Annotated in this window: 15 protein-coding genes and 2 pseudogenes; 8 read left to right on the top strand and 9 right to left on the bottom strand. The window is 71.9% G+C overall.

Translation table 11 applies throughout. The features are described from left to right. Positions 1 to 25 precede the first annotated feature (25 nt). Positions 26 to 577, bottom strand: coding sequence for a hypothetical protein (locus tag E4P40_RS08260; RefSeq protein WP_135158254.1), 552 nt, complete (start codon positions 575 to 577; stop codon positions 26 to 28). Positions 578 to 683: 106 nt separating this feature from the next. Beyond that, entirely contained in the window at positions 684 to 1430 is a 747-nt protein-coding gene (locus tag E4P40_RS28510) for a hypothetical protein (protein WP_135158255.1), read from the bottom strand. A gap of 138 nt (positions 1431 to 1568) precedes the next feature. On the opposite strand from E4P40_RS28510, the gene serA reads away from it, so the two are divergent. Then, complete coding sequence (serA, locus tag E4P40_RS08250; protein ID WP_135158256.1) at positions 1569 to 3170, top strand: phosphoglycerate dehydrogenase; 1602 nt, start codon at positions 1569 to 1571, stop codon at positions 3168 to 3170. 16 nt (positions 3171 to 3186) lie between these two features. Continuing rightward, entirely contained in the window at positions 3187 to 4209 is a 1023-nt protein-coding gene (locus tag E4P40_RS08245; protein WP_135158257.1) for a 3-isopropylmalate dehydrogenase, read from the top strand. A 3-nt stretch (positions 4210 to 4212) separates the two neighbouring features. On the opposite strand, the gene E4P40_RS08240 is transcribed toward E4P40_RS08245, so the two are convergent. Continuing rightward, positions 4213 to 4611: a hypothetical protein gene (locus E4P40_RS08240; protein WP_135158258.1), complete on the bottom strand. Its 399-nt coding sequence runs from the start codon at positions 4609 to 4611 to the stop codon at positions 4213 to 4215. Between the two features lie 223 nt (positions 4612 to 4834). On the opposite strand from E4P40_RS08240, the gene cimA (E4P40_RS08235) reads away from it, so the two are divergent. Continuing rightward, positions 4835 to 6421 (top strand): citramalate synthase, encoded by a 1587-nt coding sequence (cimA, locus tag E4P40_RS08235; protein ID WP_135158259.1) that lies wholly within the window; start codon positions 4835 to 4837, stop codon positions 6419 to 6421. 9 nt (positions 6422 to 6430) lie between these two features. Here the strand turns inward: cimA (E4P40_RS08235) and E4P40_RS08230 are convergent, their stop codons facing one another. Further along, positions 6431 to 6760, bottom strand: a complete 330-nt coding sequence (locus tag E4P40_RS08230) for a putative quinol monooxygenase (RefSeq protein ID WP_167762152.1) — start codon at positions 6758 to 6760, stop codon at positions 6431 to 6433. Positions 6761 to 6770: 10 nt separating this feature from the next. Continuing rightward, entirely contained in the window at positions 6771 to 7148 is a 378-nt protein-coding gene (locus E4P40_RS08225) for a VOC family protein (protein WP_135158261.1), read from the bottom strand. 44 nt (positions 7149 to 7192) lie between these two features. Between E4P40_RS08225 and E4P40_RS08220 the strand changes: the two genes are divergently transcribed. Beyond that, positions 7193 to 8005: a fumarylacetoacetate hydrolase family protein gene (locus tag E4P40_RS08220; protein WP_135158262.1), complete on the top strand. Its 813-nt coding sequence runs from the start codon at positions 7193 to 7195 to the stop codon at positions 8003 to 8005. Continuing rightward, a pseudogene (gene gltX / locus E4P40_RS08215) lies at positions 8002 to 9186 on the top strand (glutamate--tRNA ligase); the annotation flags it as partial. The gene E4P40_RS08220 and the pseudogene gltX (E4P40_RS08215), both read left to right, overlap by 4 nt. Positions 9187 to 9336: 150 nt before the next feature. On the opposite strand, the pseudogene gltX (E4P40_RS08210) reads toward gltX (E4P40_RS08215), so the two are convergent. Further along, positions 9337 to 10329, bottom strand: a pseudogene (gltX, locus tag E4P40_RS08210) (glutamate--tRNA ligase); the annotation flags it as partial. Continuing rightward, entirely contained in the window at positions 10326 to 11138 is an 813-nt protein-coding gene (locus E4P40_RS08205) for a fumarylacetoacetate hydrolase family protein (protein ID WP_135158262.1), read from the bottom strand. The gene E4P40_RS08205 and the pseudogene gltX (E4P40_RS08210), both read right to left, overlap by 4 nt. A 44-nt stretch (positions 11139 to 11182) precedes the next feature. Here E4P40_RS08205 and E4P40_RS08200 point away from each other — a divergent pair, with 44 nt between their 5' ends. After that, positions 11183 to 11560 (top strand): VOC family protein, encoded by a 378-nt coding sequence (locus tag E4P40_RS08200; protein WP_135158261.1) that lies wholly within the window; start codon positions 11183 to 11185, stop codon positions 11558 to 11560. Between the two features lie 10 nt (positions 11561 to 11570). Beyond that, positions 11571 to 11900, top strand: coding sequence for a putative quinol monooxygenase (locus E4P40_RS08195; RefSeq protein ID WP_167762152.1), 330 nt, complete (start codon positions 11571 to 11573; stop codon positions 11898 to 11900). A 9-nt stretch (positions 11901 to 11909) separates the two neighbouring features. On the opposite strand, the gene cimA (E4P40_RS08190) is transcribed toward E4P40_RS08195, so the two are convergent. Continuing rightward, entirely contained in the window at positions 11910 to 13496 is a 1587-nt protein-coding gene (gene cimA / locus E4P40_RS08190) for a citramalate synthase (RefSeq protein WP_135158259.1), read from the bottom strand. A gap of 223 nt (positions 13497 to 13719) precedes the next feature. On the opposite strand from cimA (E4P40_RS08190), the gene E4P40_RS08185 reads away from it, so the two are divergent. Next, positions 13720 to 14118 carry a hypothetical protein gene (locus E4P40_RS08185; RefSeq protein ID WP_135158258.1) on the top strand — a complete coding sequence of 133 codons (399 nt, stop codon included), beginning with the start codon at positions 13720 to 13722 and terminating at the stop codon, positions 14116 to 14118. Between the two features lie 3 nt (positions 14119 to 14121). On the opposite strand, the gene E4P40_RS08180 is transcribed toward E4P40_RS08185, so the two are convergent. After that, positions 14122 to 15144: a 3-isopropylmalate dehydrogenase gene (locus E4P40_RS08180; RefSeq protein WP_135158257.1), complete on the bottom strand. Its 1023-nt coding sequence runs from the start codon at positions 15142 to 15144 to the stop codon at positions 14122 to 14124. Between the last annotated feature and the right edge of the window lie 5 nt (positions 15145 to 15149).

Here is a 15149-nt window from a genome sequence, read left to right as displayed (position 1 = left end):
GGCTCTCTCGTGCGGCGGGGTGTGCTCAGTACGTGATGCCCCGCGAGGCGTAGAACTGCTTGGACTGCGGGTTGAGCAGCAGGAACACCACGATGCCGGGCAGGACGAAGCCCAGCAGGCCGCTCAGGATCGAGGCGCCCTCGATGACCGCCCAGATCGTGGTGAGCAGGTTGACGCCGATGGCGACGTAGCTGATCAGGAGCAGCAACCGCGGCGACTTGTCCTGGATCACCTGGATGCCGGCCCAGAGGAGCGCCGCCGAGACGGCGATGGACAGCAGCAGCAGCAGGCCGTAGACCGCACCGAAGGCGAACGCCAGGCTCAGGGCGAGCAGGCCGAAGAGCAGCCCGAGGCCACCCCAGACGATGCCGATGATGCCGGCGGCGGTCACCATGCCCGGGCGCTGGCCGGGAGCTGCCGGCCCGCCGGAGTAGGCAGGCGCACTGCCGTACCCCTGCGGGCTCTGGACGCCGTACCCCTGGGCGGGCGGCGGAGGCGGAGCGCTCCAGCCGGGCTGTCCCTGCGGAGCACCCCCCTGGGGAAGGTTCGGGTCGGAACCGGGGGTGGGGCTGGACATGCAGCTTCCTCCTAGTCGTCCTCCGCCACGCTGGCGGACCGGTGGCGGAGTGTAAGGCCCGTCACACCTATCCAGGAGGTGCGACGGCCCGATCGAGGTACAGCCGTTACCGGCCGCGCTGGGCGCGCTTCGCGGCGAAGAACTGCGCGGACGCCTTCATGGACAGCAGGACGACGATCGCCACGGCGGCCAGGAGCAGCAGCAGGTTGAACACGATGCCGCCGCCGCTGGTGGTGTCGTCGCCGAGGCTGCCGAGGAAGCCGATCAGGGTGAGGGCCAGGGCGATCGAGCCTCCGACCAGGAGCATCACCCGGCTGCGGCCGGACAGCGCCCACACCGAGCCCCAGATCATGACCACCGTCCAGGCCAGGGCGATGATGCCGAAGACGATGAGCACGCCGCCGACCGCGCCGGCGATCGCACCGAAGCCGGGGATCTCGTCGTCCACGCTGTCGCCGGCACCGGAGGCCACCGCCCCCCCGATGATGGCGGCGAGGGAGACCAGGACGCCGAAGGCGCCGAAGATGAAGCCGAGGACGGCGGCGGTGATGACGTGCGGCGGCTTGGCCGGCGCCGCGGACGTCCCGTACTGCCCGTAGGCCTGCCCGTACTGCTGCGGGTAGCCGGCCTGCTGCCCGTAGGCGGGCTGCTGGCCGTACTGGTCGCCGTAGGGCGCGGGCTGGGCGTACTGCTGCTGCCCGTACTGCTCCTGCCCGTACTGCGGCTGACCCGACGGGGGCTGGCCGTACTGGGGCTGCTGGCCGTACTGGGGCTGCTGTCCGTAGGCGGAGCTTCCCCCGCTCTGGCCGTAGGGGTCGGGCTCGGAACGACCCTGGTCGTCGGTCTGGCTCATGATCTCCTCCGTCGGCGCCGGTGGTCCCGACTGTCTCCAGCGGTCAGGATGTCGGTGCGGCCGACCGCGCACAAGGACGTGACCCCCGGACGGGTGCGGTGTCGTCCCACTGTGTGGGCGCTCCTAGGCTGTCGCCCTGTGACCACGTCCCCGCCCGTCGTCCTGATCGCCGAAGAGCTGGCCCCCAGCGTGCTGGAGGTGCTCGGGAGCGACGTCGAGATCCGGCACGTCGACGGCGCCGACCGGGCCGCGCTCCTGCCGGCGCTCGCCGACGCGGCGGCGGTGATGATCCGCAGCGCCACGCAGATCGACGCCGAGGCGCTGTCGGCCGCGCCCAACCTCAAGGTGGTCGCCCGTGCCGGGATCGGGCTGGACAACGTCGACGTCGCCGCCGCGACCGAGCGCGGCGTCATGGTGGTGAACGCGCCCACCTCGAACATCGTCAGCGCCGCCGAGCACGCCGTGGCGCTGCTGCTGGCGGCCGCCCGCCAGATCCCGGCCGCCGACGCGTCACTGCGCGAGGGCGCGTGGAAGCGGTCGAAGTTCATGGGCGTCGAGGTCACCGACAAGACCGTCGGCGTCGTCGGCCTGGGCCGCATCGGCATCCTCGTCGCGCAGCGGCTGGCCGCGTTCGGCGTCACCCTGATCGCCTACGACCCCTACATCCAGCCCGGCCGCGCCGCCCAGCTCGGGGTCCGGCTGGTCCCGCTCGAGGAGCTGCTCCGCGAGGCGGACTTCATCACGATCCACCTGCCCAAGACGCCGGAGACCGTGGGCCTCATCGGTGCCGCGGAGCTGGCCACGACGAAGCGTGGCGTGATCATCGTCAACGCCGCCCGGGGTGGGCTGGTCGACGAGCAGGCGCTGGCGGACGCGCTGAAGTCGGGCCAGGTCGGCGCCGCGGGCATCGACGTGTACGCCAAGGAGCCCACCACCGACAGCCCGCTGTTCGGGCTGCCCAACACCGTGGTCACCCCGCACCTCGGCGCCTCCACCACCGAGGCGCAGGACAAGGCCGGCACCGCCGTGGCGCGGTCGGTGCGCCTGGCGCTGCAGGGCGAGTTCGTACCCGACGCGGTCAACGTCCAGGCCGGTGGCGTGGTCGCCGAGGACGTCCGGCCCGGCCTGCCCCTGGGCGAGAAGCTCGGCCGGGTCTTCACCGCGGTCGCCGGTGGCCTGGCCCAGTCGGTCACCGTCGAGGTGCGCGGCAAGATCGCCGAGTTCGACGTGTCGGTCGTGCAGCTCGCCGTCCTGAAGGGCGTGTTCTCCGACGTCGTCGAGGAGCAGGTGACCTACGTGAACGCGCCGCTCCTGGCCGAGCAGCGCGGCCTGGAGGTCGCGCTGTCCAGCGATGTGGAGAGCCCCGATTACCGCAACCTGATCACCGTGCGCGGCGCGATGGCCGACGGCACGCAGGTCACCGTCTCCGGCACGCTGTTCGGCAAGAACCAGGTGCCGAAGCTGACCGAGGTGAACGGGTTCGACATCGACCTCGACCTGTCGGGCTACCTGCTCTTCTTCATCTACACCGACCGTCCCGGCGTCGTGGGCACCGTCGGCGCGGCGCTCGGCGAGGCCACGATCAACATCGCTGGGGCGCAGGTCAGCCGCACCACGCGCGGCGGCGAGGCCCTGATGGCGGTCACCGTCGACAGCCCGGTACCCGCGGAGCTGCTCGAGGACATCGCCGGCCGGATCGGTGCCCGCGAGGCCCGGTCCGCAGACATCACCCCCGTCTGACCTAGGGTCGGCAGCCATGCGCCTGGCAGTGATCCCTGGAGACGGCATCGGCCCCGAGGTGGTCGACGAGGCCCTGAAGGTCCTCCGCGAGGTGGCACCCGACATCGAGAGCACCTCCTACGACCTCGGTGCGTCCCGCTGGCAGCGCACGGGCGAGCTGCTGCCCGACGCCGTGCTCGAGGAGCTGCGCGAGCACGACGCGATCCTGCTCGGCGCCGTCGGTGACCCCGGCGTCCCGCCGGGGATCCTCGAGCGCGGGCTGCTGCTGCGGTTGCGCTTCGAGCTCGACCACCACGTCAACCTGCGGCCGGCGCGGCTGTTCGACGGCGTGGCGAGCCCGCTGGCCGCTCCGGGTGCGATCGACATGCTGTGCATCCGCGAGGGGACCGAGGGCCCCTACGTCGGCAATGGAGGCGTCCTCCGGAAGGACACCCCGCACGAGGTCGCGACCGAGGTCTCGCTCAACACCGCGTTCGGCGTCGAGCGCGTGGTCCGGTACGCGTTCGAGCGGGCGGTGGTCCGCCCGCGCAAGCACCTCACGCTGATCCACAAGACCAACGTGCTCACCCACGCGGGCGGGCTCTGGTCGCGCACGGTCGAGGAGGTGGCCGCGGAGTTCCCCGAGGTCACCGTCGCCTACCAGCACGTCGACGCCGCCTCGATGTTCTTCATCACCGACCCGGGCCGCTACGACGTCATCGTCACCGACAACCTGTTCGGCGACATCGTCACCGACATCGCCGCCGCGGTGACCGGTGGCATCGGGCTGGCCGCGAGCGGCAACCTCGACGTGTCGGGCACCAACCCGAGCATGTTCGAGCCGGTGCACGGCTCGGCGCCCGACATCGCCGGTCAGGGCGTCGCCGACCCGACGGCCGCCGTCCTCTCGGTCGGCCTGCTGCTCGACCACCTGGGCCGCACCGACCAGGCGAAGAAGGTCAACGCCGCGGTCGCCTTCGACCTCTCCACGCGTTCCCCGCAGGGCCCGATCCGGACGTCGGACGTCGGCGACCGGCTCGCCGCCCTCGCCAGCGGCTAGGGCTCACGCGGGCGGCTCCGCCCGCAGCAGGTCGCCGACCGGCACCGGCAGCGTCGCCTGCCCGCCGAGCTCTGCGGGCTCCGGCCACTCCGGGCGGACCCGGCAGCCGGTGGGGGAGGCCTCCACGAGGACGACGGGCCGCCAGCCCCACCCGGGCTCGGGCTCGCCCGCGTCGGTGACACCGCGGGGGAGCGGGTCGGGCAGCCGGCACCACCACCGGCGGTCGAGCACCGCGAGTCCCCGGGAGCGGAGCAGTGCGGTCGCATCGGCCTCTGTCCGCGCGGCGCCGAGCGGCGTCCCGACGAGGGTGACCGGCACGACGAGGTCGCCGTCGGGGACCACGTAGCCGACGGACTCCCCGTCGTCCGGCCGGCGGACGACGTCCCATCCCGTGGTGAGCACCGGAGGTGGGTACCAGGCGCAGCCACCGTCCGTCGCCTGATTTGTGCGACGCGGGTGACATCGGCGGGCGCTGTCCGTGGTTTACTCGTCGGCGATGTACCGCACCGGCACGATCATTCTCAGCTAGCGCGCAGTCACCTCCCGACCGCGCGCAGACCTCCCGTTCCCGGGGGGTCTTTTTCGTGTGCGGAGGGGTGCCGCCGATGAGCACCAGGAGTTCCGCGTGAGCACCGATCTCGATTTCCACGTCTTCGACACCACCCTGCGCGACGGGGCGCAGCGCGAGGGCGTCAGCTACTCCGTCGCCGACAAGCTCGCCGTCGCGCGGCTCATGGACGAGATCGGGGTCGGGTTCATCGAGGGTGGCTGGCCCGGGGCGCTGCCGAAGGACACCGAGTTCTTCGCCCGCGCCCGCACCGAGCTCAAGCTCCGGCACGCGCAGCTGGTCGCCTTCGGGGCCACCCGCAAGGCCGGCGTCCGCGTGGAGGACGACCCGCAGGTGCGCGCGCTGCTCGACGCCGAGACGCCGGTGGTCTGCCTGGTCGCCAAGTCCGACGTCCGGCACGTGCGTGAGGCCCTGCGGACGACGCTCGAGGAGAACCTCGCGATGGTCGCCGACACGGTCGCCTTCTTCGTCTCGCACGGACGCCGGGTGTTCCTCGACTGCGAGCACTTCTTCGACGGCTACGCGCACGACCGGGACTACGGCGTGCAGGTGCTGGAGACCGCGTTCGCGGCGGGCGCCGAGGTCGGGGTCATGTGCGACACGAACGGCGGCATGCTGCCGATGGGCGTGGGCCGGGTGGTCGCCGAGGTGCGGGCCCGCACGTCCGGCAAGCTCGGCATCCACTGCCAGGACGACACGGGATGCGCCGTGGCCAACTCCCTCGCCGCCGTCGAGGCCGGGGTGACCCATGTGCAGGGGACCGCGAACGGCTACGGCGAGCGGGCGGGCAACGCCGACACGTTCGCGCTGGTCGGGAACCTGGTGACCAAGATGGGGCTCCCCGTCGTGCCGACCGAGTGCCTGCCCGAGCTGCAGCGGGTCAGCCACGCCATCGCCGAGCTCGCCAACATCGCGCCGGACGAGCACCAGCCGTTCGTCGGCGCCTCGGCCTTCGCGCACAAGGCCGGCCTGCACGCCAGTGCCATCAAGGTCAGCCCCGAGCTGTACAACCACCTCGACCCGGCGGTGGTGGGCAACGACATGCGCATCCTCGTCACCGAGATGGCCGGGCGGGCGTCGATCGAGCTCAAGGGCCGGGAGCTCGGCGTCGACCTCGCGGGGCAGGGCGACGCGATCAGCCGCGTCGTCGACCAGGTCAAGGTGCTCGAGGCCGACGGCTGGTCCTTCGAGGCCGCCGATGCCTCCTTCGAGCTGCTGCTGCGCGCGCAGCTGCCGGACGCCCCGAAGCCGCTCTTCGAGCTGGAGAGCTACAAGACCTCCGTCGAGCACTGGGGCAACGGCGTCGTCGTCAGCGAGGCGACGGTCAAGGTGCATGTCGACGGGGAGCGCATCATCACCACGGCGGAGGGCAACGGCCCGGTCAACGCCCTCGACAACGCGCTGCGCCAGGCGCTGGTCAGCCGGCACCCGCAGCTGGCCGAGGTCTCCCTGGCCGACTACAAGGTCCGCATCCTCGGCTGGAAGGGCGGCACCAGCGCCACCACCCGGGTCCTGATCAGCACGACCGACGGCGTGGGGGAGTGGACCACCGTCGGCGTCCACGACAACATCGTCGAGGCCTCCTGGCACGCCCTGGTCGACGCGCTGACCTACGCCGTGCTGCGACGTCCCGGCCAGGGCTGAGCCGAGGTCTCAGCCGCGCGGCTGGATCTCGCCCATCGGACCCCAGCCGGGGACGTCCGGCGCGTCGACGTAGATGATCTGCGGCTGCGCGGCCACGAGGACCGGCGCGCGCTCGACGAAGTCCTTGAACGCCTGGGTGCCCACGTGCGCCGCGCCGGCGTCGGAGTCCCGGAAGCCCTCGACGCAGACGTAGGTGTCCGGCTCGTCGAGGCTCTTCGACCATTCGAAGAAGAGGCTGCCCTCCTCGGCGCTGACCGCACGGGCGTAGTCGGCGGCCAGCGCGGACCACTCCTCGGCACGCTCGGGGCGGACGGGGATCTTGACGACGATCAGGATCAAAGGAGCTCCTTCACAGCGGGTCGAGGCGGCGCTTGAGCAGGCAGAACTCGTTGCCCTCCGGGTCGGCGAGCACGTGCCAGCCTTCATCACCCGTCTGCCCGACGTCCGCAGGGGTGGCGCCGAGCTCCAACAGCCGCTGCAGCTCGGCGTCCTGGTCGCGGTCGGTCGGATTGACGTCGATGTGCAGCCGGAGCTTGCCGGGCGTCGGGTCGGGGACCCGTCCGAAGACGATCGTGGGTGCCGCCCCACCGAAGCCGGCCTCGGGGCCGATCTCGACCTCGCCCTCCTCGCGGGAGAGGACCTCGTAGTCGAGGACGGCCGCCCAGAATGCGGCCAGTGCCTCGGGGTCGCGGCAGTCGACGACGATCTCGGAGAAGCGGCAGGCCATGAGGGCACGGTAGGCAGGAATCGCACCCGACTAACCTCGGCTGCGTGCGCATCGTCCGTTTCGCCTCACCTCAGGGCATGTCCTTCGGCGTCCTCGACGGGGACGGCCAGGTGGCCCAGATCGAGGGACACCCCTTCGGCCGGATCTCCTTCACCGGGGCCCGCTACGCGCAGGCCGACATCCGGCTGCTGTCGCCGATCCTCCCGAGCAAGGTGGTCTGCGTCGGCAAGAACTACGCCGCGCACATTGCGGAGATGAACACCGGCGACGCCCCGAAGGAGCCGCTGCTGTTCCTCAAGCCCTCCACGTCGGTGATCGGACCCGGCGACGCGATCCGCATCCCCCCGGGCAGCACGAACGTGCACCACGAGGCCGAGCTGGCCGTCGTCATCGGCGCCCGGGGTGCCCGCAACGTGACGCCGGACCAGGTGCCGGCGAGCATCTTCGGCTACACGATCGGCAACGACGTCACCGAGCGGGACATGCAGAAGAGCGACGGGCAGTGGACCCGGGCCAAGGGCTTCGACTCCTTCTGCCCGATCGGGCCGTGGATCGAGACCGACCTGCCCGGCCTCGGCCTCGACCCCGCCGACCTCGAGGTCGCCTGCACCGTGGACGGCGAGGAGCGCCAGCGGGGCCGCACCAGCCAACTGATCTTCGACGTCCCGACGCTCATCTCCCACATCTCGCAGGTGATGACGCTGCTGCCGGGTGACGTCGTCCTCACCGGCACGCCGTCCGGGGTCGGGCCGATCCGGCCGGGCCAGAAGGTGGACGTCACGATCGAGGGGCTGGGCACGCTGTCCAACAGCGTCGCCGCGGCCGAGGCCGTCTCCACCGCCGGCGGCAACCGATGACCGTCCCGGGGCCGGTCCGGACGCGCTTCTGCCCGTCGCCGACCGGCCTGGTGCACGTCGGGCTGATCCGCACCGCGCTGTTCAACTGGGCGCACGCCCGGCACACCGGCGGCACGTTCGTCTTCCGGATCGAGGACACCGACGCGGCCCGCGACTCCGAGGAGTCCTACCAGCACCTGCTCGACAGCCTGCGCTGGCTGGGCCTGGACTGGGACGAGGGCCCGGAGGTGGGCGGCCCGAACGGTCCCTACCGCCAGTCGGAGCGGCACGACCTCTACCGCGAGGTCGCGGCCAAGCTGCTGGCCGCCGGGCACGCCTACGAGTCCTTCTCGACCAACGAGGAGGTCGACGCCCGCCGGCGGGCGGCCGGGCAGGATCCCAAGCTCGGCTACGACAACCACGACCGGTTCCTCACCGACGCGCAGAAGGCCGCGTTCCGGGACGAGGGCCGTCAGCCGGTGCTCCGCCTGAAGATGCCCGACGAGGACCTGGTGTGGACCGACCTCGTCCGCGGCGAGGTCCGCTTCGCGGCCGGCGCGGTGCCGGACTTCGTGCTCGTCCGCGGCAACGGCGTGCCGCTGTACCCGTTCGTCAACCCGGTCGACGACGCCCTGATGGGCATCACCGATGTCCTCCGCGGCGAGGACCTCCTGCCCTCCACCCCGCGGCAGCTGGCGCTGTACGCCGCGCTGACCGACATCGGCGTCGCCCGGGGCACGCCGCGCTTCGGGCACCTGCCGCTGGTCACCGGCGAGGGGACGAAGAAGCTCTCCAAGCGCGACCCCACCTCCAACCTCGACGTCTACCGCGAGCGGGGCTTCCTGCCCGAGGGCCTGGTCAACTACCTGGCGCTGCTGGGCTGGTCGATCGCCGACGACCGCGACATCTTCTCCGTCACCGAGCTCGTCGAGGCCTTCGACGTCACGCGGGTCAGCGCCAACCCGGCCCGCTTCGACCTGAAGAAGGCCGAGGCGATCAACGCCACGCACCTGCGGGCACTGCCGGTGGATGAGTTCATCGAGCGGGTCGTCCCGTTCCTGGCCCGGGCGGGCCTGGTCGCAGATCCCCCGACCGAGGACCAGCACCGGATCCTGACCGCGGTCGCCCCGCTGGCCCAGGAGCGGATGATCGTCCTCTCCGAGGCCGTCGGCCTGCTCCGCTTCCTGTTCGTCGACGAGGTCGAGATCGACCCGGTCTCGGCCGAGAAGCAGCTGAAGGGGACCGACGCGGTGGAGGTGCTGGACCTCGGTCGGGGGATCTGCGACCAGGCCCGCCCGGGCCAGGAACGGGACGACCCGCTCGATGAACTCATCCACCGGCAGTGCCCGCAGGTGCGTGGCGTTGATCGCCTCGGCCTTCTTCAGGTCGAAGCGGGCCGGGTTGGCGCTGACCCGCGTGACGTCGAAGGCCTCGACGAGCTCGGTGACGGAGAAGATGTCGCGGTCGTCGGCGATCGACCAGCCCAGCAGCGCCAGGTAGTTGACCAGGCCCTCGGGCAGGAAGCCCCGCTCGCGGTAGACGTCGAGGTTGGAGGTGGGGTCGCGCTTGGAGAGCTTCTTCGTCCCCTCGCCGGTGACCAGCGGCAGGTGCCCGAAGCGCGGCGTGCCCCGGGCGACGCCGATGTCGGTCAGCGCGGCGTACAGCGCCAGCTGCCGCGGGGTGGAGGGCAGGAGGTCCTCGCCGCGGAGGACATCGGTGATGCCCATCAGGGCGTCGTCGACCGGGTTGACGAACGGGTACAGCGGCACGCCGTTGCCGCGGACGAGCACGAAGTCCGGCACCGCGCCGGCCGCGAAGCGGACCTCGCCGCGGACGAGGTCGGTCCACACCAGGTCCTCGTCGGGCATCTTCAGGCGGAGCACCGGCTGACGGCCCTCGTCCCGGAACGCGGCCTTCTGCGCGTCGGTGAGGAACCGGTCGTGGTTGTCGTAGCCGAGCTTGGGATCCTGCCCGGCCGCCCGCCGGCGGGCGTCGACCTCCTCGTTGGTCGAGAAGGACTCGTAGGCGTGCCCGGCGGCCAGCAGCTTGGCCGCGACCTCGCGGTAGAGGTCGTGCCGCTCCGACTGGCGGTAGGGACCGTTCGGGCCGCCCACCTCCGGGCCCTCGTCCCAGTCCAGGCCCAGCCAGCGCAGGCTGTCGAGCAGGTGCTGGTAGGACTCCTCGGAGTCGCGGGCCGCGTCGGTGTCCTCGATCCGGAAGACGAACGTGCCGCCGGTGTGCCGGGCGTGCGCCCAGTTGAACAGCGCGGTGCGGATCAGCCCGACGTGCACCAGGCCGGTCGGCGACGGGCAGAAGCGCGTCCGGACCGGCCCCGGGACGGTCATCGGTTGCCGCCGGCGGTGGAGACGGCCTCGGCCGCGGCGACGCTGTTGGACAGCGTGCCCAGCCCCTCGATCGTGACGTCCACCTTCTGGCCCGGCCGGATCGGCCCGACCCCGGACGGCGTGCCGGTGAGGACGACGTCACCCGGCAGCAGCGTCATCACCTGCGAGATGTGGGAGATGAGCGTCGGGACGTCGAAGATCAGTTGGCTGGTGCGGCCCCGCTGGCGCTCCTCGCCGTCCACGGTGCAGGCGACCTCGAGGTCGGCGGGGTCGAGGCCGAGGCCGGGCAGGTCGGTCTCGATCCACGGCCCGATCGGGCAGAAGGAGTCGAAGCCCTTGGCCCGGGTCCACTGCCCGTCGCTCTTCTGCATGTCCCGCTCGGTGACGTCGTTGCCGATCGTGTAGCCGAAGATGCTCGCCGGCACCTGGTCCGGCGTCACGTTGCGGGCACCCCGGGCGCCGATGACGACGGCCAGCTCGGCCTCGTGGTGCACGTTCGTGCTGCCCGGGGGGATGCGGATCGCGTCGCCGGGTCCGATCACCGACGTGGAGGGCTTGAGGAACAGCAGCGGCTCCTTCGGGGCGTCGCCGGTGTTCATCTCCGCAATGTGCGCGGCGTAGTTCTTGCCGACGCAGACCACCTTGCTCGGGAGGATCGGCGACAGCAGCCGGATGTCGGCCTGCGCGTAGCGGGCCCCGGTGAAGGAGATCCGGCCGAAGGGGTGTCCCTCGATCTGGGCCACCTGGCCGTCCCCGTCGAGGACGCCGAAGGACATGCCCTGAGGTGAGGCGAAACGGACGATGCGCACGCAGCCGAGGTTAGTCGGGTGCGATTCCTGCCTACCGTGCCCTCATGGCCTGCCGCTTCTCCGAGATCGTCGTCGACTGCCGCGACCCCGAGGCACTGGCCGCATTCTGGGCGGCCGTCCTCGACTACGAGGTCCTCTCCCGCGAGGAGGGCGAGGTCGAGATCGGCCCCGAGGCCGGCTTCGGTGGGGCGGCACCCACGATCGTCTTCGGACGGGTCCCCGACCCGACGCCCGGCAAGCTCCGGCTGCACATCGACGTCAATCCGACCGACCGCGACCAGGACGCCGAGCTGCAGCGGCTGTTGGAGCTCGGCGCCACCCCTGCGGACGTCGGGCAGACGGGTGATGAAGGCTGGCACGTGCTCGCCGACCCGGAGGGCAACGAGTTCTGCCTGCTCAAGCGCCGCCTCGACCCGCTGTGAAGGAGCTCCTTTGATCCTGATCGTCGTCAAGATCCCCGTCCGCCCCGAGCGTGCCGAGGAGTGGTCCGCGCTGGCCGCCGACTACGCCCGTGCGGTCAGCGCCGAGGAGGGCAGCCTCTTCTTCGAATGGTCGAAGAGCCTCGACGAGCCGGACACCTACGTCTGCGTCGAGGGCTTCCGGGACTCCGACGCCGGCGCGGCGCACGTGGGCACCCAGGCGTTCAAGGACTTCGTCGAGCGCGCGCCGGTCCTCGTGGCCGCGCAGCCGCAGATCATCTACGTCGACGCGCCGGACGTCCCCGGCTGGGGTCCGATGGGCGAGATCCAGCCGCGCGGCTGAGACCTCGGCTCAGCCCTGGCCGGGACGTCGCAGCACGGCGTAGGTCAGCGCGTCGACCAGGGCGTGCCAGGAGGCCTCGACGATGTTGTCGTGGACGCCGACGGTGGTCCACTCCCCCACGCCGTCGGTCGTGCTGATCAGGACCCGGGTGGTGGCGCTGGTGCCGCCCTTCCAGCCGAGGATGCGGACCTTGTAGTCGGCCAGGGAGACCTCGGCCAGCTGCGGGTGCCGGCTGACCAGCGCCTGGCGCAGCGCGTTGTCGAGGGCGTTGACCGGGCCGTTGCCCTCCGCCGTGGTGATGATGCGCTCCCCGTCGACATGCACCTTGACCGTCGCCTCGCTGACGACGACGCCGTTGCCCCAGTGCTCGACGGAGGTCTTGTAGCTCTCCAGCTCGAAGAGCGGCTTCGGGGCGTCCGGCAGCTGCGCGCGCAGCAGCAGCTCGAAGGAGGCATCGGCGGCCTCGAAGGACCAGCCGTCGGCCTCGAGCACCTTGACCTGGTCGACGACGCGGCTGATCGCGTCGCCCTGCCCCGCGAGGTCGACGCCGAGCTCCCGGCCCTTGAGCTCGATCGACGCCCGCCCGGCCATCTCGGTGACGAGGATGCGCATGTCGTTGCCCACCACCGCCGGGTCGAGGTGGTTGTACAGCTCGGGGCTGACCTTGATGGCACTGGCGTGCAGGCCGGCCTTGTGCGCGAAGGCCGAGGCGCCGACGAACGGCTGGTGCTCGTCCGGCGCGATGTTGGCGAGCTCGGCGATGGCGTGGCTGACCCGCTGCAGCTCGGGCAGGCACTCGGTCGGCACGACGGGGAGCCCCATCTTGGTCACCAGGTTCCCGACCAGCGCGAACGTGTCGGCGTTGCCCGCCCGCTCGCCGTAGCCGTTCGCGGTCCCCTGCACATGGGTCACCCCGGCCTCGACGGCGGCGAGGGAGTTGGCCACGGCGCATCCCGTGTCGTCCTGGCAGTGGATGCCGAGCTTGCCGGACGTGCGGGCCCGCACCTCGGCGACCACCCGGCCCACGCCCATCGGCAGCATGCCGCCGTTCGTGTCGCACATGACCCCGACCTCGGCGCCCGCCGCGAACGCGGTCTCCAGCACCTGCACGCCGTAGTCCCGGTCGTGCGCGTAGCCGTCGAAGAAGTGCTCGCAGTCGAGGAACACCCGGCGTCCGTGCGAGACGAAGAAGGCGACCGTGTCGGCGACCATCGCGAGGTTCTCCTCGAGCGTCGTCCGCAGGGCCTCACGCACGTGCCGGACGTCGGACTTGGCGACCAGGCAGACCACCGGCGTCTCGGCGTCGAGCAGCGCGCGCACCTGCGGGTCGTCCTCCACGCGGACGCCGGCCTTGCGGGTGGCCCCGAAGGCGACCAGCTGCGCGTGCCGGAGCTTGAGCTCGGTGCGGGCGCGGGCGAAGAACTCGGTGTCCTTCGGCAGCGCCCCGGGCCAGCCACCCTCGATGAACCCGACCCCGATCTCGTCCATGAGCCGCGCGACGGCGAGCTTGTCGGCGACGGAGTAGCTGACGCCCTCGCGCTGCGCCCCGTCGCGCAGGGTGGTGTCGAAGACGTGGAAATCGAGATCGGTGCTCACGCGGAACTCCTGGTGCTCATCGGCGGCACCCCTCCGCACACGAAAAAGACCCCCCGGGAACGGGAGGTCTGCGCGCGGTCGGGAGGTGACTGCGCGCTAGCTGAGAATGATCGTGCCGGTGCGGTACATCGCCGACGAGTAAACCACGGACAGCGCCCGCCGATGTCACCCGCGTCGCACAAATCAGGCGACGGACGGTGGCTGCGCCTGGTACCCACCTCCGGTGCTCACCACGGGATGGGACGTCGTCCGCCGGCCGGACGACGGGGAGTCCGTCGGCTACGTGGTCCCCGACGGCGACCTCGTCGTGCCGGTCACCCTCGTCGGGACGCCGCTCGGCGCCGCGCGGACAGAGGCCGATGCGACCGCACTGCTCCGCTCCCGGGGACTCGCGGTGCTCGACCGCCGGTGGTGGTGCCGGCTGCCCGACCCGCTCCCCCGCGGTGTCACCGACGCGGGCGAGCCCGAGCCCGGGTGGGGCTGGCGGCCCGTCGTCCTCGTGGAGGCCTCCCCCACCGGCTGCCGGGTCCGCCCGGAGTGGCCGGAGCCCGCAGAGCTCGGCGGGCAGGCGACGCTGCCGGTGCCGGTCGGCGACCTGCTGCGGGCGGAGCCGCCCGCGTGAGCCCTAGCCGCTGGCGAGGGCGGCGAGCCGGTCGCCGACGTCCGACGTCCGGATCGGGCCCTGCGGGGAACGCGTGGAGAGGTCGAAGGCGACCGCGGCGTTGACCTTCTTCGCCTGGTCGGTGCGGCCCAGGTGGTCGAGCAGCAGGCCGACCGAGAGGACGGCGGCCGTCGGGTCGGCGACGCCCTGACCGGCGATGTCGGGCGCCGAGCCGTGCACCGGCTCGAACATGCTCGGGTTGGTGCCCGACACGTCGAGGTTGCCGCTCGCGGCCAGCCCGATGCCACCGGTCACCGCGGCGGCGATGTCGGTGACGATGTCGCCGAACAGGTTGTCGGTGACGATGACGTCGTAGCGGCCCGGGTCGGTGATGAAGAACATCGAGGCGGCGTCGACGTGCTGGTAGGCGACGGTGACCTCGGGGAACTCCGCGGCCACCTCCTCGACCGTGCGCGACCAGAGCCCGCCCGCGTGGGTGAGCACGTTGGTCTTGTGGATCAGCGTGAGGTGCTTGCGCGGGCGGACCACCGCCCGCTCGAACGCGTACCGGACCACGCGCTCGACGCCGAACGCGGTGTTGAGCGAGACCTCGGTCGCGACCTCGTGCGGGGTGTCCTTCCGGAGGACGCCTCCATTGCCGACGTAGGGGCCCTCGGTCCCCTCGCGGATGCACAGCATGTCGATCGCACCCGGAGCGGCCAGCGGGCTCGCCACGCCGTCGAACAGCCGCGCCGGCCGCAGGTTGACGTGGTGGTCGAGCTCGAAGCGCAACCGCAGCAGCAGCCCGCGCTCGAGGATCCCCGGCGGGACGCCGGGGTCACCGACGGCGCCGAGCAGGATCGCGTCGTGCTCGCGCAGCTCCTCGAGCACGGCGTCGGGCAGCAGCTCGCCCGTGCGCTGCCAGCGGGACGCACCGAGGTCGTAGGAGGTGCTCTCGATGTCGGGTGCCACCTCGCGGAGGACCTTCAGGGCCTCGTCGACCACCTCGGGGCCGATGCCGTCTCCAGGGATCACTGCCAGGCGCATGGCTG

Source organism: Blastococcus sp. CT_GayMR20, from assembly GCF_004570345.1.
Note: the sequence above shows the minus strand (reverse complement) of the source record. Positions and strands in the feature narration are given on the sequence as shown.